The sequence below is a fragment of the Streptomyces sp. SudanB52_2052 genome (assembly GCF_964272415.1).
In the GTDB taxonomy this organism is placed as follows: domain Bacteria; phylum Actinomycetota; class Actinomycetes; order Streptomycetales; family Streptomycetaceae; genus Streptomyces; species Streptomyces olindensis.
The window spans coordinates 4,076,379-4,094,070 of sequence record NZ_OZ186796.1; the positions used below are offsets into that span (position 1 = coordinate 4,076,379).

At 72.8% G+C, this 17,692-nt stretch carries 15 protein-coding genes; 4 read left to right on the forward strand and 11 right to left on the reverse strand.

Annotated elements, in window-relative coordinates:
* Positions 1 to 49: 49 nt before the first annotated feature.
* Both ACSUPV_RS17985 and bldG read right to left on the reverse strand, forming a co-directional pair.
* A complete protein-coding gene (locus ACSUPV_RS17985; RefSeq protein WP_031115966.1) occupies positions 50 to 487 on the reverse strand; it encodes an ATP-binding protein in 438 nt (145 codons plus the stop codon).
* Between the two features lie 133 nt (positions 488 to 620).
* Positions 621 to 962 carry an anti-sigma factor antagonist BldG gene (bldG, locus tag ACSUPV_RS17990; RefSeq protein WP_003991900.1) on the reverse strand — a complete coding sequence of 114 codons (342 nt, stop codon included), beginning with the start codon at positions 960 to 962 and terminating at the stop codon, positions 621 to 623.
* A 79-nt stretch (positions 963 to 1,041) separates the two neighbouring features.
* Between bldG and ACSUPV_RS17995 the strand changes: the two genes are divergently transcribed.
* Entirely contained in the window at positions 1,042 to 3,570 is a 2,529-nt protein-coding gene (locus tag ACSUPV_RS17995; protein ID WP_436947815.1) for a DEAD/DEAH box helicase, read from the forward strand.
* On the opposite strand, the gene ACSUPV_RS18000 is transcribed toward ACSUPV_RS17995, so the two are convergent.
* The 7 genes from ACSUPV_RS18000 to ssd form a co-directional block, all read right to left on the reverse strand.
* Positions 3,461 to 3,913 carry an Rv3654c family TadE-like protein gene (locus ACSUPV_RS18000; protein ID WP_436947816.1) on the reverse strand — a complete coding sequence of 151 codons (453 nt, stop codon included), beginning with the start codon at positions 3,911 to 3,913 and terminating at the stop codon, positions 3,461 to 3,463. The two genes, ACSUPV_RS17995 and ACSUPV_RS18000, sit on opposite strands and share 110 nt — an antisense overlap.
* On the reverse strand, positions 3,910 to 4,269 hold the full coding sequence (locus ACSUPV_RS18005) for a TadE family type IV pilus minor pilin (protein ID WP_031115968.1): 360 nt from the start codon (positions 4,267 to 4,269) through the stop codon (positions 3,910 to 3,912). Before ACSUPV_RS18005 ends, ACSUPV_RS18000 begins: the two co-directional genes overlap by 4 nt.
* The gene (locus tag ACSUPV_RS18010; protein WP_031115969.1) at positions 4,256 to 4,465 is read right to left on the reverse strand and encodes a DUF4244 domain-containing protein; all 210 of its coding nucleotides are present in this window, start codon (positions 4,463 to 4,465) and stop codon (positions 4,256 to 4,258) included. The genes ACSUPV_RS18005 and ACSUPV_RS18010 overlap by 14 nt, the downstream gene beginning before the upstream one ends.
* Positions 4,466 to 4,544: 79 nt before the next feature.
* Complete coding sequence (locus tag ACSUPV_RS18015) at positions 4,545 to 5,330, reverse strand: type II secretion system F family protein (protein ID WP_436947817.1); 786 nt, start codon at positions 5,328 to 5,330, stop codon at positions 4,545 to 4,547.
* A gap of 34 nt (positions 5,331 to 5,364) precedes the next feature.
* Complete coding sequence (locus ACSUPV_RS18020) at positions 5,365 to 6,237, reverse strand: type II secretion system F family protein (RefSeq protein WP_436947818.1); 873 nt, start codon at positions 6,235 to 6,237, stop codon at positions 5,365 to 5,367.
* Positions 6,234 to 7,442, reverse strand: a complete 1,209-nt coding sequence (locus ACSUPV_RS18025) for a TadA family conjugal transfer-associated ATPase (protein WP_037760887.1) — start codon at positions 7,440 to 7,442, stop codon at positions 6,234 to 6,236. Before ACSUPV_RS18025 ends, ACSUPV_RS18020 begins: the two co-directional genes overlap by 4 nt.
* Positions 7,439 to 8,548 carry a septum site-determining protein Ssd gene (gene ssd / locus ACSUPV_RS18030; RefSeq protein ID WP_436947819.1) on the reverse strand — a complete coding sequence of 370 codons (1,110 nt, stop codon included), beginning with the start codon at positions 8,546 to 8,548 and terminating at the stop codon, positions 7,439 to 7,441. Before ssd ends, ACSUPV_RS18025 begins: the two co-directional genes overlap by 4 nt.
* Positions 8,549 to 9,124: 576 nt before the next feature.
* Here ssd and ACSUPV_RS18035 point away from each other — a divergent pair.
* Entirely contained in the window at positions 9,125 to 9,958 is an 834-nt protein-coding gene (locus ACSUPV_RS18035; RefSeq protein WP_031115976.1) for an HAD family hydrolase, read from the forward strand.
* 332 nt (positions 9,959 to 10,290) lie between these two features.
* Here the strand turns inward: ACSUPV_RS18035 and ACSUPV_RS18040 are convergent, their stop codons facing one another.
* Positions 10,291 to 11,115 (reverse strand): oxidoreductase, encoded by an 825-nt coding sequence (locus tag ACSUPV_RS18040; RefSeq protein ID WP_359788767.1) that lies wholly within the window; start codon positions 11,113 to 11,115, stop codon positions 10,291 to 10,293.
* 114 nt (positions 11,116 to 11,229) lie between these two features.
* A complete protein-coding gene (locus ACSUPV_RS18045) occupies positions 11,230 to 12,498 on the reverse strand; it encodes a polysaccharide deacetylase family protein (RefSeq protein WP_037760898.1) in 1,269 nt (422 codons plus the stop codon).
* 293 nt (positions 12,499 to 12,791) lie between these two features.
* Between ACSUPV_RS18045 and ACSUPV_RS18050 the strand changes: the two genes are divergently transcribed.
* Both ACSUPV_RS18050 and acs read left to right on the forward strand, forming a co-directional pair.
* Positions 12,792 to 15,161 (forward strand): bifunctional SulP family inorganic anion transporter/carbonic anhydrase, encoded by a 2,370-nt coding sequence (locus tag ACSUPV_RS18050; RefSeq protein ID WP_031115979.1) that lies wholly within the window; start codon positions 12,792 to 12,794, stop codon positions 15,159 to 15,161.
* Positions 15,162 to 15,656: 495 nt separating this feature from the next.
* Positions 15,657 to 17,612 (forward strand): acetate--CoA ligase, encoded by a 1,956-nt coding sequence (gene acs / locus ACSUPV_RS18055; RefSeq protein ID WP_037760904.1) that lies wholly within the window; start codon positions 15,657 to 15,659, stop codon positions 17,610 to 17,612.
* The last annotated feature ends 80 nt before the right edge of the window (positions 17,613 to 17,692 follow it).

Sequence of the window (17,692 nt, forward strand, 5' to 3'; positions counted from 1 at the left end):
GGGCCCCACGGGTGGGGCCCTTCGGAAGAACGGTGTGCGCGGTGGCCGGTCAGACCAGGATGGTGGGCGGCGGCGTGGTCGGCCAGGTCATCTTGATCGACCCGCCATGCTCTCCCGCGCTGACCTCGACGTCGTCGACGAGGCCGCTGATGACCGCGAGGCCCATCTCGTCCTCGTCGGTCTCACCGTCGGGGTCGCCGGGCCCAGCGCCGGGCGCGCGCTCGCCGGGGACCGCGTGCGGGGCCTCGTCGCCGACCTCGATGGAGAACTGTTTCTCCTCCTCGATCAGCAGCACCTTCACCGGTGCCGAGATCCCGCCTGTCTGATGCAGTCCGACGGCCCGGGTGCACGCCTCGCCGACGGCGAGCCTGACCTCGTCGAGGACGGCCTCGTCCACTCCGGCCCTGCGCGCCACCGCTGCCGCCACCAGCCGGGCGGTCCTGACGTGCTCGGGCAGCGCGCTGAAGCGGAGCTCAACGGTGGCCATGCATCCCCCTCGCAACTACGGGCGTGCTGTCGGGAGGCACCGGGCCGCCGAAAGGCCGGGCCCCCTCGGTCTTCACTTCTGCCGAACTCGTACCGCACTGCGGCCGGCCCGGGCACACGGCCCGGGCCCGGTCTCAGTCGGTGGCCGCTACCGCTTCCTCGACCGAGGTGTGAATCGGGAACACCTTGGTGAGGCCGGTGATGCGGAAGATCTTCAGAATGCGCTCCTGGTTGCAGACCAGGCGCAGGGAGCCCTCATGGGCACGCACGCGCTTGAGGCCGCCGACCAGAACGCCGAGCCCGGTGGAGTCGAGGAAGTCCACGCCCTCCATGTCGACGACAAGGTGGAAACTGCCGTCGTTCACCAGCTCGACCAACTGCTCGCGCAGCTTGGGCGCGGTATATACGTCGATTTCGCCACCGACCCTGACGATCGTGCGATCGCCCATGGTCTCGGTCGACAGGGACAGGTCCACGGATCCTCCAGCACCTTGCTATCGAGCGGTCGCCCTTGGGGCATCTCGGCTTCAGCCCTTGGACGCTTCGCCAGCCGCGATGGCATTCAATCACTTACCGGCAGGCGTGCACGACGCCTTGGCTCCATTGTCCGTCACGCCAGTGACACACTCGGTGCCGATGGCCAAGAATCACCGATCCGATCGAACCCCGACGGACCCCGCCTCCCGGCCCGCGCCGGGCGCGGTCCTGGACCGGCTCGCGTCCGGTCCGAGCAGGGCTTCGCGCATTACTCATACGGAGCACTTGCCCCCGCGCGAGGGTCGGCATGCCGTCTGGCCGGACCGGATCCGCGCCGAGGTCGTGGCCGCCGTGCAGGCCGCCGGCATCGAGCATCCCTGGGCCCATCAGGCCCGCGCGGCCGAGCACGCCCTGGACGGCGAGTCGGTCGTCGTCGCCACCGGCACGGCCTCCGGCAAGTCCCTGGCCTACCTCGTGCCGGTGCTTTCCACCCTTCTGGAGGGTGCCGAGGCCCCGAACGGCCGCGGTGCCACCACCCTCTACCTGGCTCCGACCAAGGCTCTTGCGGCGGACCAGTGCCGCTCGGTGAAGGAACTTTCACATCCGCTGGGCAACGCCGTGCGCGCCGCCGTGTACGACGGCGATACTCCGTTCGAGGAACGCGAGTGGATCCGCCAGTACGCCAACTACGTCCTGACCAACCCGGACATGCTCCACCGCGGCATCCTGCCGTCCCACCCCCGCTGGTCCTCCTTCCTGAAGTCGCTGAAGTACGTCGTCATCGACGAGTGCCACACCTACCGGGGCGTCTTCGGCTCGCACGTCGCGCAGGTGCTGCGCCGGCTCCGCCGCCTGTGCGCCCGCTACGGCGCCTCGCCCGTGTTCCTGCTGGCCTCAGCGACCGCCGCCGAGCCCGCGGTGGCCGCCCGCCGCCTCACCGGCGTGCCGGTACTGGAGGTCGCCGACGACGCCTCCCCACGCGGTGAACTGGTGTTCGCCCTGTGGGAGCCCCCGCTGACCGAGCTGCACGGCGAGAAGGGCGCCCCCGTCCGCCGCACGGCCACCGCCGAGGCCGCCGACCTGCTGACCGACCTCACCGTGCAGGGCGTCCGCTCGGTCGCCTTCGTCCGCTCCCGGCGCGGTGCCGAGCTGATCTCCGTCATCTCCCAGGAGCGGCTGGCCGAGGTCGACCGCTCGCTGGCCCGGCGTGTCGCGGCGTACCGGGGCGGCTACCTCCCGGAGGAGCGCCGCGCGCTCGAACGCGCCCTCCATTCGGGTGAACTCCTGGGCCTCGCGGCGACGAACGCCCTGGAACTCGGCATCGACATCTCCGGCTTGGACGCGGTCGTCATCGCCGGCTACCCGGGCACCCGGGCCTCCTTGTGGCAGCAGGCCGGCCGGGCCGGACGGTCCGGGCAGGGCGCCCTCGCCGTCCTGGTGGCCCGCGACGACCCCCTGGACACCTTCCTCGTCCACCACCCGGAGGCCCTGTTCGACCAGCCCGTCGAGTCCACCGTCCTCGACCCGGACAACCCCTACGTGCTGGCCCCGCACCTGTGCGCGGCCGCCGCGGAGCTGCCCCTGACGGACGAGGACCTCGACCTGTTCGGCCCGGCCTGCGAAGGCCTGCTGCCGCAGCTGGAGGCCGCGAAGCTGCTGCGCCGCCGCACCAAGGCCTGGCACTGGACCCGCCGGGAGCGCGCCGCCGACCTGACCGACATCCGCGGTGAGGGCGGACGCCCGATCCAGGTCGTCGAGTCCGGCACGGGCCGACTGCTCGGCACGGTCGACGCGGGCGCCGCGCACTCGACGGTCCACGAAGGAGCGGTCCACCTCCACCAGGGCCGCACCTACCTCGTGCGGTCGCTGGACCTGGAAGACTCCGTCGCCCTCGTCGACGAGGCCGCCCCGCCGTACTCCACGGTCGCCCGCGACACCACCTCGATCTCCGTCCTGGAGACCGACATCGAGGTCCCCTGGGGCGACGGCCGGCTCTGCTACGGCTCCGTCGAGGTCACCAACCAGGTCGTCTCCTTCCTCCGCAGACGGCTCATCACCGGTGAAGTGCTGGGCGAGACCAAGCTCGACCTCCCTCCTCGTACGCTGCGCACCCGGGCGGTGTGGTGGACCGTCACCGAGGACCAGCTGGACCGGGCACGGATCGGCCCGGAGATCCTCGGCGGCTCCCTGCACGCCGCCGAGCACGCGTCGATCGGCCTGCTGCCGCTCTTCGCGACCTGCGACCGCTGGGACATCGGCGGCGTGTCGATCCCTCTCCACCCCGACACGCTCCTGCCGACGGTCTTCGTCTACGACGGCCATCCCGGCGGCGCGGGCTTCGCGGAGCGCGCCTTCCACACCGCCCGCACCTGGCTGACCGCCACCCGCCAGGCCATCGCCTCCTGCGAGTGCGAGGCCGGCTGCCCGTCCTGCATCCAGTCCCCCAAGTGCGGCAACGGCAACGACCCGCTGCACAAGAGGGGGGCGGTGCGCCTCCTCACGGTGCTGCTGGAGGGGGCTCCGGAGGAGAAGGCGGTGGAAGACCCGGAGCCGAAGGAAGACCCGGGGCCGACGGAGGCCCCGCCCGCGCCCGCACCTCCGCCGTGAACGGCCCCCGCCCCGAGGCCGCCGTCACATCGGAGATCTCTCCGACGACCTCGCACCGCGCGAGCCGCACGCCCTGCGCCCGGGCCACCCGGTCGGCACGCGCACAGGCCGCCGCAGCGCCCTCGGCCCAGTGGTCCGCCGCCGCGAGCGCCGCGAGATCCGCGGCGCCCGCCGCACGGTGCCGGATCACGACGGCCTGCCCCAGCGCGAGGACCACACCGAAGACCACGCACAGGACGGCGATCGCCCCGACGCTCCAGACGGTGGCCGACCCCCGGTCCGACCAGACGGTGGCCGACCGGCGGTCCGAGCCGGCCCGCCCCGTCGCTCGACGCCGTCTCACGAGCCCACCGCCTCCTCCACCGACGCCACGGCCTCCTCACGAACGGCGAAGGACAGCCCGCGCAGCACCGGCGGCTCGGCCACCACGACCACCCGCACGTGCTCCGCGTCCCGGCTGACGGTGACCTTCGCGCCGGGCGGCGCCGCCTCGCGGGTCAGCCGCACGACCGCGCCGGGCGGGTCCTGCCGGGCCGCCGCACGGGCGCCCGTCCGCGCCGCGTCCACGCACTGGATCTGCGCGGCCACGACCAGCAGCCCCCACACCAGCGCCGTCGCGAACATCACCAGCACGGGCAGCACCACGGCCGACTCCGCCGTCACGAACCCCCGGTCGGCGCCCCGCTCACATCCGCGCATTGAGGGCTTCCTTCACGATGCTCTGCAACTCCGCGCTGACCGCACCACTGGTGACGACCTTGTAGAGCACCACCGCGAACGCCACCGCCGCGACGATCCCGGTGGCGTACTCGGAGGTGACCATCCCCGCGTCCCTCCGCGCCGCACGCGCCCTGCACACCAGGGCACACAGCCGTGCCCGTACCACCTGATACATCTCAACCCCCGTGGGAAAGAATCCGAACTTCCGTTGCTTCTCGCTCACTTGCTTGCGTTGCCGCCGTTCCGTCTCCCCGTCAGCCGCCACCCCCTCCGAGCACCCCGCCCGCGAGCCCGATCACCACGGGCAGCACGCCGACCGCGATGAACGCGGGCAGGAAACACAGCCCGACCGGCGCGCTGACCATGACGCCCGCTCGGCGGGCCCTGGCCGTCGCGGCGCGGCCCCAGTCGGCACGGGCCTGCGCGGCGAGTCGTGCGACCGGTGCGGCGGCCGGCAGCCCGGACACATCGGCCCGTTCGAGCAGCCGGGCCAGCCCTCCGGCGTCCGGGACGGCGGCCAACCTGCGCCAGGCCGCCGCCGGTTCACCGCCCAGCCGTACTTCCGCTGCGCCGCGGGCCAGCGCGTCTCCCACCGGGCCGCCCAGGGCCTCACCGACCGCCTGTGCCGCGATCACCGGGCCCGCGCCCGCCGCGATGCAGGCGGCCAGCAGATCGGCGGCGAGGGGCAGTTGCCGGGCCGCCTCGGCGAGGTCCGGCCCTCCGTCCGTGTCGGCCGCTTCCTGCCGCAGCCGCCACCGCCACAGGCCCACCGCGCCGGCCAGCCCCACGGCGACACCGATGGGTCCGCCGACCAGGGCCCACCCGGCGCACGCCACGCCCACGGGCGCCAGCCATCTCCGCGCGGCCCCGCGCAGGGTGAGCCGTGGGACGGGCGCGGGTGCCTCCCGGACCCGTAGCTCGGCCAGCCGCCGCCGTAGCCTTCGCCGGCGCCGCCTGTCCACCAGCCACCGCACCGACCACGTGAGGGCCGACAGGATCCCCACCGCCGCCCCCAGCCTGTGGACAATCTCTCCGCTCATGCCGTCGCCCCCAGCCTGTGGACAACTTCGCCGCTCATGCCGCCGCCTCCGCGCCCTGCACGATCCGCAGCGCCCACCACACCCCCAGGCCCTCCAGCACACCGCCGGCGACCAGACAGCCCAGGCCCGCCGGGGTGTGCAGCAGGACATGGAGGGGATCGGCGCCGAGGGCGCCGCCGATCAGGAGTCCCAGGGCCGGCAGCCCGGCGAGCATCACCGCCGTGGCCCGGGCACCCGCCAACTGGGCGCGCAGGTCGCAACGCTGGTCCCGTTCGGCGCGCAGGGCGGCGGAGAGCCGGTCGAGTCCGGCCGCGAGCCCCGCGCCCTGGTCCACGGCCACCCGCCAGCACGCCGCGAGCCCCCGCAGACCCTCGGCGCCCGGTTGCCGTGCCGCCGTCGCGAGCGCGTCCGGCACGTCACCGCCGAACCGCGCCGCCGCCAGTACCGTCGCCTGCGCGTCCGCGAGCCCGTCGCAGTCCCGCGCGGCCCGCAGCAGCGCCTCGCCCGGCTGGCGTCCGGCCCGCACCTCCCCGGCGAGCACCCCGCACAGCGTGATCACCGCGTCGGCCCGGCGCTCCCGGTCCCGCCGCGCCCGGGCGGCCAGCCGGACCCGCCGCAGCAGCGGCACCCCGGCCGCGCCCAGGACGACCGGCAGCAGCGACGCCCCGAGCACCGCCAGCACGAGACCGGCCACCGGCGCCCACCACTCGGGCCTCAGCCGGCCGCGGACGCGCCGCAGCCCACCGGTCATCCGCCGCCACCCGGGCGGCCCGCTCCCGACGGCCCCGCCGCCCGCGAGCAGCAACCGCGCCCGCCGCGCCGCCGAGTGCCGCTCGCCCATCAGCCAGACCGCCGCACCCATGCACGCGACGGCCACACCCATCGACATCTCGGCCGCCCCTGTCATGACTCGCCCCCGTTCATCCCGGCCTCACACGGCCCGTTTCCGTCTCCCCGGAGCAGCCCCCGCAGCCGCTCCCAGCCCCGCTCCCGCACGAACGCCTCGGCTCCCCACCGCAGCGCGGGCACCGTCCGCACCAGCCCCGACGGATCCCGCTCCAGCACGTGCACCTCCGCGATCCGGCGCCGCCCGGACCGGTCGCGCACGAGGTGCAGCACCACGGAGAGGGCAGCCGCCACCTGGCTGTGCAGCGCGGCCCGGTCGAGCCCCGCGGCCGTGCCGAGCGCCTCCAGCCGGGCCGGTACATCGGCGGCGGCGTTGGCGTGCACGGTCCCGCAGCCGCCCTCGTGGCCGGTGTTCAACGCGGCCAGCAGATGCACCACTTCGGGCCCGCGCACCTCACCCACCACCAACCGGTCGGGCCGCATTCGCAGCGCCTGGCGCACCAGGTCCTCAAGGGTCACGAGACCCGCGCCCTCCTGGTTGGCGGGTCTGGTCTCCAGCCGCACCACGTGCGGATGGTCCGGCCGGAGCTCCGCCGAGTCCTCGGCGAGGACGATCCGCTCGTCCGGCCCGACCAGCCCCAGCAGGGCACTCAGCAACGTCGTCTTGCCGCTGCCCGTGCCTCCGCTGACGAGGAACGACAGCCGGGCGTCGAGCAGCGCGCGCAGCACGCGGTCCCCGCCCGGCGGCACGGTGCCCGCCGCGACCAGCTCGCCGAGTGTGAAGGCCCGGGGCCGCACGACGCGCAGCGACAGGCAGGCGCAGCCCACGGCCACCGGTGGCAGCACCGCGTGCAGCCGGGTCCCGTCGGGCAGCCGGGCGTCGACCCATGGGCGGGCGTCGTCCAGACGGCGTCCCGCCACCGCGGCGAGGCGCTGGGCGAGCCGTCGTACGGCCGCCGCGTCCGGGAAACGGACCGCTGTCAGCTCCAGTCCGCCGCCCCGGTCCACCCAGACCCGGTCCGGTGCGGACACCAGCACGTCGGTCACCGACGGATCGGCGAGCAGCGGCTCCAACGGCCCGCTGCCGACCAGCTCCGACCGCAACCGAGCGGCGGCCCCCAGCACTTCGGCGTCCCCGAGGACCCGCCCCTGTTCGCGCAGGGCCTGCGCCACGCGCGCGGGGGTCGGCTCGGCCCCGCTCTCGGCCAGCCATCGCCGCACCCCGTCGAGCAGCTCCGCGCCCTCCAGTCCGGCCAGGGTGCTCATGCCGTACCCGCCTCGACGAGGGCCCGCTCCCAGAACTCCTTGCAGAACCGGGCGAGCGGTCCCCGCCCGGCGCCCGGCGGCGCCGTGCCCTCGTCAGGGCGCAGCAGCCCAGGTTCCACCGGCACCTCACCGGCCAGCGGCAGTCCGAGCAGCCGGGCCACCTCACGGTCGTCGAGCCCCGGCGGATACGGCCCGCGGACCGCCACCCGCAGGTCCCGCAGGACCATCCCCACCGCGGACGCCACCCGCCCGGCGGCCGCCACGGCCCGCAGCTCGGCGGGCACCACCACCAGGCCGAGATCGAGCTGGCCGAGCACCTCTGCGACGCCGTCGTCGATCCGGCGCGGCAGGTCCACCACGACCGTGCCGCCCCGGCGCCGGGCCGCCGCCAGCACCGCGCGCACCGCCTGGGGAGGGACCGCGATCCGGTCACCCCGGTCCCAGCTGAGTACCCGCAGCGAGTGCAGCTCGGGCAGCGACTCCTCCAGGGCGCCCCCGCCGACCCGGCCGCGCGAGGAGGCGAACGCGGGCCAGCGCAGCCCCTCGGCCGTCTCACCGCCGAGGAGTACGTCGAGTCCGCCACCGAGCGGATCGGCGTCCACCAGGAGTGTGCGCAAGCCCTCCCGCGCGGAGGTGACGGCGAGGGCGCAAGCGAGCGTGGACGCTCCGGCCCCGCCCCGGCCGCCGATCACGCCCACGGTGAGAGCGGGCCGGCCGACGCCCTCGGCCACGTCGGCGATCCGGTCCACCAGCCACTGTTCGCCGTCGGGCAGCATCAGGACGTGCTCGGCGCCGATCTCGACGGCCCGCCGCCACACCCCCGAATCGTCCTGGTCCCGGCAGACGAGGACGACTCCCCTTCTGCGCGCGGCCCCGTGCACACGTCGCGCGGCGTCGTCGCCCACCAGGACGAGCGGCGCGGCCTCCCAGTTGCCTCTGCGCTCGGGCACCCCGTGGTGCACCTCGGGTGTGGCGCCCGCCGCCGCGCACAGGCGCAGCAGGTCGTCGAGGAGTTCGCTGTCCTCGGTGACGATCAGCGGTCCGCCCTGCCGCCCTCCGGCGGCCGGCGGTGGATCGTGTGTGACGGCTCCGGCCACGGTCTCCATCCCCCTTCGCTGCTCGAATCGCGCGGCCCCTGCGGCCACGCGATTCCCGAACACGGGAAGAACCGGCAAGACGGCCTCCCTGTGAACGGCCGGCGGAAACCGGCCGAACGCCCCCGGCAATCGGAACCGGCCATGAACTCGCCGCGAGCGGGGTGCGCTGGAATCACGGTGCAGCGATCCCGGAAATCGTGTGGATCTTGGTGGATAACTGTGGACGCCTCGGCGGTTGTGAATATCGCCGTCACCCATACCGGTGACCCCCGCAGGCCCTCTGTACGACTTCCCCAGAGCAGTCCGACGACTACGCAGCGTGACGGATCATGGGCATGAAGAAGAGGAGGCCTAAGCCGCCTCGGAAGCGGCACTCGGGCCGCGAGAAGAAGGAGAAAACCCACCCGGACATGCGACGACCCCCGCCGGGGGGGAGAGCGGGGGTCGTCCCCACGGCCGACTCGGGGGGGGGAGGAGTCGGGCCGGGTTAGCACGGTCGCGAACGATCCGTGACTTCCATGGTGTACCCGAGAGCCCTCTCAGGCAAACCCACGCGCCCCACCTTACGCCGAATGGGCTGCCCCTATGCTCAAGGGCGTGGAAAACCACTCCTTGCCCCGCACAGCGGCCTTCTTTGACCTGGACAAGACCGTCATTGCGAAGTCGAGCACGCTCACGTTCAGCAAGTCGTTCTACCAAGGCGGTCTGATCAACCGCAGGGCCGTGCTGCGCACCGCATATGCCCAGTTCGTCTTCCTGGCCGGCGGCGCCGACCACGACCAGATGGAGCGGATGCGCGCGTACCTGTCCGCGCTGTGCCGCGGCTGGAACGTGCAGCAGGTCCGGGAGATCGTCGCCGAGACCCTGCACGACCTGATCGACCCGATCATCTACGACGAGGCCGCCTCCCTCATTGAGGAGCACCACACCGCCGGCCGCGACGTCGTGATCGTGTCCACGTCGGGCGCGGAGGTGGTCGAGCCGATCGGCGAGCTGCTCGGCGCGGACCGCGTGGTCGCGACCCGCATGGTCGTCGGTGAGGACGGCTGCTTCACGGGCGAGGTGGAGTACTACGCCTACGGCCCGACCAAGGCCGAGGCCATCAGGGAGCTGGCCGAGTCCGAGGGGTACGACCTCAGTCGCTGCTACGCCTACAGCGACTCGGCGACCGACGTGCCCATGCTGGAGTCCGTCGGCCGTCCCCACGCCGTGAACCCGGACCGCGCACTGCGCCGTGAGGCCCTCGCGCGCGGGTGGCCGATCCTGGACTTCCACCGCCCGGTCCGGCTCAAGCAGCGCATCCCCTCGTTCTCCGTGCCGCCGCGTCCGGCGCTCGTCGCGGTCGCCGCGATAGGTGCCGCGGCGGCCACCGCGGGCCTGGTCTGGTACGCGAACCGGCGCCGGGCCACGGTCGCCTGACCTGGGGTGACCCGACGTCCTATTTGAACCCAAAAGTAAAGAAGTGCAGTCTGGACTTCCGCTTACTTCGGGTCAGGAGTACAAAGGACTCAACGGCCCGCGAGACCAAGGACATCCGAGAGGATCACCTTAAAACGCATTTGGCCCCACGGACCGAGCATGGACACCGGGCACCCACGCGACGTCGACCCGTCGATTACGGGCCAGCCGCACCAGGTGACGGGCAAAGTTCCCGACCTGATGGGCACATATCGAGGACGCTTGGTAACCCGGTGCTCATGCCAGCGGCGGTACGAGTTCTCGTACCGCCGCATCTCTTGTCCCCAGGGCGTTCACGCCGCTCCGCGCTGCAGCGCCTCGCACACCGCCGTCGACTCGCGCGCCCCCAGTTCGACCGCCCTGCCGCAGTGGGCGATCCAGGCGGCCACGCCCTCCGGGGTGCCGGAGACGTACCCCTCCAGGGCTTCCAGATAGGCCTCGCGGCCCAGCTCGGCGTGGCCGACCTCGGCCGGGCAGACCGACTTCGGGTCCAGGCCGCTGCCGACCAGCACGATGCGCTCGGCCGTGCGCGCCACCAGCCCGTTGTGGGACGTGAACGGGCGCAGCGCGAGCAGTTCGCCGTGCACGACGGCGGCCGTCACCAGCGCCGGCGCGGAACCGCCCGCGATGATCAGCCCGGCCAGCCCCTCCAGCCGGCCGTGCGCCTCGGCCGCGCTCGGCAGCGGCAGGCCGACGAGCGGCTCGTCCACCGGCTCGCCCTCCTGCCGGGGCCGCCCCACCTGGTCGGCCTTGTCCGCGGCCGCCACCAGGTGCAGCCGGGCCAGCACCCGCAGGGGCGACTGCCGCCAGATCGACAGCAGCTGACCCGCCTCGGCGGTGAGCCGGAGCGCGGCGCCGACGGTGCGCGCCTCGTCGTCCCCGCTGAAGTCCGTACGTCGGCGCACCTCCTCCAAGGCCCAGTCCGCACCGGACAGCGCGGCCGAGCCGCGGGCGCCGCGCAGGGCCGCCTCGGAGGTGATCGCGTTGCTGCGCCGCCGCATGATCCGGTGTCCGTAGACCCGGTCCACGGACTTGCGTACGGACTCCACGGAATCGGCCACTGAGGGCAGTGCCCCAAGGGCCGCGAGCGGATCGGCGGTCGCGCCTGCTGTACTCATGAGTACGACCCTACGCACCCCGGGGGCCCGCTCTGCGGCGGAGTGGCCTTCTTCACGCGCGCGTGCCCGTCACGGCGACCGCCGGGCGTCTCCCCGGGCCGCCGGGGCCCTCGCCTATCCCCGGGCCGCCGGAGCCCCGGGCACGCCCTTCGGAGCCGGGGCGGGACGGCCGGACAGGAAGGCCTCCCAGCCCTCCTTCGGCGCCTCGCCGACCTTCAGGGTGCGCAGCTTCTCCAGCGTCTTCGGGTCCTGGGCGTCCAGCCAGTCCACGAGCTGCCGGAACGAGACGCAGCGCACCTCCTCCTTGGTGCACACCGTCTCGATGACCTCCTCGACGGCCCGCATGTAGGTGCCGCCGTTCCAGGACTCGAAGTGGTTGCCGATGATCAGGGGCGCGCGGTTGCCGTCGTAGGCCCGCTGGAAGCCCTTGAGCAGGCCGTCGCGCATCTGGTCGCCCCAGAAGTCGTGCATGGCGGGGTTGCCCCGGGTGGTGGTGCCCGACTGGTTGACCATGAAGTTGTAGTCCATGCTCAGCTGCTCGTAGGAGTGCCCGGGGAACGGCACGAGCTGCATGGACACGTCCCACAGGCCCTGCTTCTTGCGTGGCCACACCTGGTCGTTGACGCCGCTGGTGTCGTAGCGGAAGCCCAGGTCCCGGGCCGCCTTCAGGAAGTTCCGCTGGCCTTCGAGGCAGGGCGTGCGGGCGCCGATGAGCTCCTTGTCGTAGTCGAAGGGAAGCGAGGACGCGTTCTTCAGGCCCGTGTTGGTCCTCCAGGTCTTCACGAACTGCTTGGCCTGGGCGATCTCGTCCTTCCAGTCCTCCACCGACCACTCGCCGACCCCGCCGCCGCTGCCGCAGAAGTGGCCGTTGAAGTGGGTGCCGATCTCGTTGCCCTCCAGCCACGCCAGGCGCAGCTGCTGCACGGTGGCGGCGATGCCGCGGCGATCGTTGAAGCCGATGTCGGAGCGACCCGGGGAGTGCTGCGGGGGCCGGTAGAGGTCGCGCTTCTCGTCCGGCAGCAGGTACACGCCGCTGAGGAAGTACGTCATCGTCGCGTTGTTCTCCCGGGCGACCTTGCGGAAGTGGGAGAACAGCTTCTGGCTGTCCTCACCGGCGCCGTCCCAGGAGAAGACGACGAACTGCGGGGGCTTCTGCCCTGGACGCAGCCGCTCGGGCCGGGGCAAGTGGGGCTGGGCCCCGGTGTAGGCGGTGGAGCCGTCCCCGATCAGCCGGACCGCGCTCTTCGGTGCCTGAGCGGGCTTCGCCCTGGACGGTTCGGGGGGGGTGCCTTGCCGGGAGGTGCCGGTCGCGCAACCGGCGAGCGATGCGGCGCAGACCGCGGCGATCACGGAGCCCGCGGCGATCCTGTGGGTGGCGGCCATGTTCCGCCCACCTTCTTCCTTCTCTCGGGTGCCGACAGCGCCGCCAAATTCGCACGAGACCGAGAAGGAAATTAGTACGACAAGCCGATCAAATAGCCACTTCACTCCTCAGGGTGATTTATTAGCCCATTTGCCCGTAAAGTCTATGCTCGCCCTTTACTCTGCATTACGATCCGTTTACCGAGCGTTGATTTATCCCGCCGATTTACGCCGTGACCCACGGCCGCGACAGAACCCGCCCCGAGCGGGACCCCAGTCACGCGACCGCGCAGCCCCGGAGGAGACGGGAAACGATGTCAGCCTGCGTTCCCACCCGCGCCGCCGATCCGAACCGGACCGAGCGGACCCATCCACCCCACAGCCCGCCGCCGACCGGCCCCCGCCGCTTCCGTATCGCGGGTGCCGACGTGTCGGCCTCGATCGCGGTCTTCCTGATCGCCCTGCCCCTGTCCCTGGGCATCGCCCTCGCCACCGGCGCCCCCCTCCAGGCCGGCCTCGTCGCCGCCGCCGTGGGCGGTCTCGTCGCCGGACGGCTCGGCGGCTCCCCGCTCCAGGTGAGCGGACCGGCCGCCGGACTCACCGTCGTCACCGCCGACCTCATCCAGCGCTACGGCTGGCGGACGACCTGCGCCATCACCGTCCTCGCCGGCCTGGCCCAACTCGGCCTGGGCTGCCTGCGCGTGGCCCGTGGCGCCCTCGCCGTCAGCCCCGCCATCGTGCACGGCATGCTCGCCGGGATCGGCGTCACCATCGCCGTCGCCCAGCTGCACATCGTGCTCGGCGGCACACCGCAGAGTTCGGTCCCCGACAACCTGAGAGCCCTGCCGGCCCAGTTGGCGCAGCTGCGCCCCGCGTCCGTGTCGGTGAGCGCGCTGACCCTGGCGCTGCTGCTGCTCTGGCCGAGACTGCCCGGCCGGGCCGGACACCTGCTGCGCAAGGTCCCGGCCGCGCTCATCGCCGTCGCCGGAGCCACCGCTGCCGCCGCCCTCGCCGGTCTGCGCCTGCCCAAGGTCGACCTGCCGTCCTGGAGCAACCACGCGCTGGCCGGCTTGCCCGAGGGCCCCGTCCTCGGCCTCGTCGCCGCCGTGCTCACCACCACGCTGGTGTGCAGCGTGCAGTCGCTGCTCGGTGCGGTCGCCGTGGACAAGCTGGTGGCCGGCCGCCCGGGCCTGCCCGCCCGGGTCGGACGCTCCGACCTCGACCGCGAGCTGCTCGGACAGGGCGCCGCCAACATCGTCTCCGGATCGCTCGGCGGTCTGCCCATCGCCGGTGTCGCGGTGCGGACCACGGCGAATGTGAACGCGGGAGCGGTCAGCCGGAACTCCACGATGCTGCACGGCGTTCTCGTAGTGATCGCCACGCTGCTGATGGTCCCGATCCTGGAGCTCATCCCGCTCGCCTCGCTCGCCGCCCTGGTGATGTCCGTCGGCATCCAGATGGTGTCCCTGAACCACATCCGCACGGTGACGCGCCACCGAGAGGTGTGGGTCTACGCCGTCACCACCCTGGGCGTGGTGACCCTCGGCGTCCTCCAGGGCGTCGCCCTGGGCATCGCCATGGCCGTCGCCGTCGCCCTGCACCGCCTCACCCGCACCCGCATCACGCACGAAGAGAGGGAAGGAGTCCATCACGTACACGTCAGAGGACAGTTGACGTTCCTCGCGGTGCCGCGGCTCAGCCGGGCCCTGCATCTCGTGCCCCACGGTGCCGACACCGTCGTCGAGTTGGACGGGTCGTTCATGGACCACGCGGCGTACGAGACGCTGCAGGACTGGCAGAAGACGCACACCGCGCAGGGCGGCACCGTCGAGATCACCGGCCGGCACCCCGGCACACGCATCTCCGAGCCCACGGCCGTCGCCGACTGCCGTTGCCGACCCTGGACGGCCTGGCGCAACCACCAGTGCGAACGCCCGCAGTCCGCACCCCCCTCCGAGCAGGACACGGACGGGTCGGACCGCCCCGAGCCGGACCCGGCAGGCGCCGGCGGAGCCGACGGGCACGAACTGGCGCGTGGCATCAGCGCCTTCCAGCGCAACACCGCACCGCTGGTGCGCAGCGAGCTGGCCCGGCTGGCGCGCGAGGGGCAGCGGCCCTCGCAGCTCTTCCTGACCTGCGCCGACTCACGACTGGTCACATCGATGATCACCTCCAGTGGTCCGGGCGACCTGTTCGTCGTACGCAACGTGGGCAACCTCGTCCCGCTCCCGGGCGAGGAGAGCGGCGACGACTCGGTGGCGGCCGCGATCGAGTACGCCGTGGAGGTGCTGCGCGTGCGGTGCATCACGGTGTGCGGGCACTCGGGCTGCGGCGCCATGCAGGCGCTGCTCACCTCCGAGCCCGGCGGCGCCCGGACACCGCTGAAGCGCTGGCTGCGGCACGGGCTGCCCAGCCTGGAACGCGTGACCGACGACAGCCGGCCGTCATGCAGCCTGGCCGGCCGGGTGCCCGAGGACGTGGTCGAGCAGCTCAGCCTGACCAACGTGGTCCAGCAGTTGGAGCACCTGCGCGCCCACGACTCGGTGGCCCGGGCCCTGGCGGAGGGCGCCCTGGTCCTCCAGGGCATGTACTTCCACGTGGGCGAGGCCGAGTCGTACCTGCTCACCGAGACGGACGGCGGCGTGGTCTTCGACCGCGTACGGGAGGCGGACCTGACGGCGTGAGCCGGGCGCCCACCCGGGTGCGCGGCACCTGCACCGCGCACCCGGCCACCCCATCGCGGCACACCCGGCTGCCCAACGCGCCACACCCGGCCCCCCAACGCGGCACGCCCGGCTGCCCACCGCGCCACACCCGGCCGCCTCATCGCCCCGCGCCCGGCCATCGGCCCTGCCCCGCGCCCGTCGGCCGGCACCTCTCCACGACCCGCCGACCGGCAGGTGCCGACAACAGGCCTCGACCCTCCGCCCCACCGCCCGTCGAGTGCCGACCACCGCCCTCGACCCTCCGCCCCACCGCCGGTCACGTGACCGGCGTTACACGCATGAACTTTCCCTGGTCGGCGTCCGTGGGTACGGATGACCCCGGCCGTCGAGACCACCGACTGACACCCGACCAACAGGTCTAAACCAATCGGCGGTCGGCCCTTGTCATCGCACCCCCGGGTCTGATGAGCTGTGGCCTGGGACACAACGGACACCCTGGGAAAGGCAGATGCCGTGAGCAACGAAAGCCTGGCCAACCTGCTCAAGGAAGAGCGCAGGTTCGCACCCCCCGCCGACCTGGCCGCCAACGCCAACGTCACCGCGGAGGCGTATGAACAGGCCAAGGCTGACAGGCTCGGCTTCTGGGCCGAGCAGGCCCGTCGGCTGACCTGGGCCAAGGAGCCCACCGAGACCCTCGACTGGTCGAACCCGCCGTTCGCCAAGTGGTTCAAGGACGGCGAGCTCAACGTCGCCTACAACTGCGTCGACCGGCATGTGGAGGCCGGGCACGGCGACCGGGTCGCCATCCACTTCGAGGGCGAGCCCGGCGACAGCCGCGCCCTCACCTACGCCGAGCTCAAGGACGAGGTCTCCAAGGCGGCCAATGCCCTGCTGGAGCTGGGCGTTCAGGCCGGTGACCGGGTCGCCGTCTACATGCCGATGATCCCCGAGACGGCGATCGCGATGCTGGCCTGCGCCCGCATCGGCGCCGCCCACTCCGTCGTCTTCGGCGGCTTCTCCTCGGACGCGCTCGCCACCCGCATCCAGGACGCCGACGCGCGCGTGGTCATCACCTCCGACGGCGGCTACCGACGCGGCAAGCCGTCCGCGCTCAAGCCGGCCGTGGACGAGGCGGTGGAGAAGGCGGGCAACGTCGAACACGTCCTGGTCGTGCGCCGCACGGGTCAGGAAGTCGCCTTCACCGAGGGCCGCGACGTGTGGTGGCACGACCTGGTGGGCCGCCAGAGCGCGGAGCACGCCCCCCAGGCGTTCGGCGCCGAGCACCCGCTGTTCATCCTCTACACCTCGGGCACCACGGGTAAGCCGAAGGGCATCCTGCACACCTCCGGCGGCTACCTCACCCAGGCCGCGTACACGCACCACGCCGTCTTCGACCTCAAGCCGGAGACCGACGTCTACTGGTGCACCGCCGACGTCGGCTGGGTCACCGGCCACTCGTACATCGTCTACGGCCCGCTCGCCAACGGCGCGACGCAGGTCATGTACGAGGGCACGCCCGACACCCCGCACCAGGGCCGCTTCTGGGAGATCGTCCAGAAGTACGGCGTGACGATCCTCTACACGGCGCCGACGGCGATCCGTACGTTCATGAAGTGGGGCGACGACATCCCCGCCAAGTTCGACCTGTCCAGCCTGCGCGTGCTGGGCTCGGTGGGTGAGCCGATCAACCCCGAGGCGTGGATCTGGTACCGCAAGAACATCGGCGGCGACCGCACCCCGATCGTGGACACCTGGTGGCAGACCGAGACCGGCGCGATGATGATCACCCCGCTGCCGGGCGTGACCGCCACCAAGCCCGGCTCCGCGCAGACGCCGCTGCCCGGCATCTCCGCGACGGTCGTCGACGACGAGGCGAACGAGGTGCCCAACGGCGGCGGTGGCTACCTGGTGCTGACCGAGCCGTGGCCGTCGATGCTGCGCACCATCTGGGGCGACGACCAGCGGTTCATCGACACGTACTGGTCGCGCTTCGAGGGCAAGTACTTCGCCGGTGACGGCGCGAAGAAGGACGACGACGGCGACATCTGGCTGCTCGGCCGGGTCGACGACGTCATGCTCGTCTCCGGGCACAACATCTCCACCACGGAGGTCGAGTCGGCGCTGGTCTCCCACCCGTCGGTCGCCGAGGCGGCCGTCGTCGGCGCGGCGGACGAGACGACCGGGCAGGCGATCGTCGCCTTCGTGATCCTGCGCGGTACGGCCGCCGAGACCGAGGACCTGGTCGCCGAGCTGCGCACGCACGTCGGCAACACCCTGGGCCCGATCGCCAAGCCGAAGCGGATCCTTCCGGTGGCCGAGCTGCCCAAGACCCGCTCCGGCAAGATCATGCGCCGGCTGCTGCGGGACGTCGCCGAGAACCGCCAGCTGGGTGACGTCACCACGCTGACCGACTCCACGGTCATGGACCTCATCCAGGCCAAGCTGCCCGCCGCGCCCAGCGAGGACTGATCACGGCACAGGCATAGCGGAGTGGACGAAGGGCACCCGGCAGGCGGCACGCCGGGTGCCCTTCCCGCGGCCGTGGCGCG

Excerpts from the sequence above, each read along its gene's own strand:
- ACSUPV_RS17985 (WP_031115966.1), bottom strand. The coding sequence starts at position 487 with ATGGCCACCGTTGAGCTCCGCTTCAGCGCGCTGCCCGAGCACGTCAGG.
- ACSUPV_RS17995 (WP_436947815.1), top strand. The coding sequence starts at position 1,042 with ATGGCATTCAATCACTTACCGGCAGGCGTGCACGACGCCTTGGCTCCA.
- ACSUPV_RS18005 (WP_031115968.1), bottom strand. The coding sequence starts at position 4,269 with ATGCGCGGATGTGAGCGGGGCGCCGACCGGGGGTTCGTGACGGCGGAG.
- ACSUPV_RS18010 (WP_031115969.1), bottom strand. The coding sequence starts at position 4,465 with ATGTATCAGGTGGTACGGGCACGGCTGTGTGCCCTGGTGTGCAGGGCG.
- ACSUPV_RS18015 (WP_436947817.1), bottom strand. The coding sequence starts at position 5,330 with ATGAGCGGAGAGATTGTCCACAGGCTGGGGGCGGCGGTGGGGATCCTG.
- ACSUPV_RS18020 (WP_436947818.1), bottom strand. The coding sequence starts at position 6,237 with ATGACAGGGGCGGCCGAGATGTCGATGGGTGTGGCCGTCGCGTGCATG.
- ACSUPV_RS18025 (WP_037760887.1), bottom strand. The coding sequence starts at position 7,442 with ATGAGCACCCTGGCCGGACTGGAGGGCGCGGAGCTGCTCGACGGGGTG.
- ssd (WP_436947819.1), bottom strand. The coding sequence starts at position 8,548 with ATGGAGACCGTGGCCGGAGCCGTCACACACGATCCACCGCCGGCCGCC.
- ACSUPV_RS18035 (WP_031115976.1), top strand. The coding sequence starts at position 9,125 with ATGCTCAAGGGCGTGGAAAACCACTCCTTGCCCCGCACAGCGGCCTTC.
- ACSUPV_RS18040 (WP_359788767.1), bottom strand. The coding sequence starts at position 11,115 with ATGAGTACAGCAGGCGCGACCGCCGATCCGCTCGCGGCCCTTGGGGCA.
- ACSUPV_RS18045 (WP_037760898.1), bottom strand. The coding sequence starts at position 12,498 with ATGGCCGCCACCCACAGGATCGCCGCGGGCTCCGTGATCGCCGCGGTC.
- ACSUPV_RS18050 (WP_031115979.1), top strand. The coding sequence starts at position 12,792 with ATGTCAGCCTGCGTTCCCACCCGCGCCGCCGATCCGAACCGGACCGAG.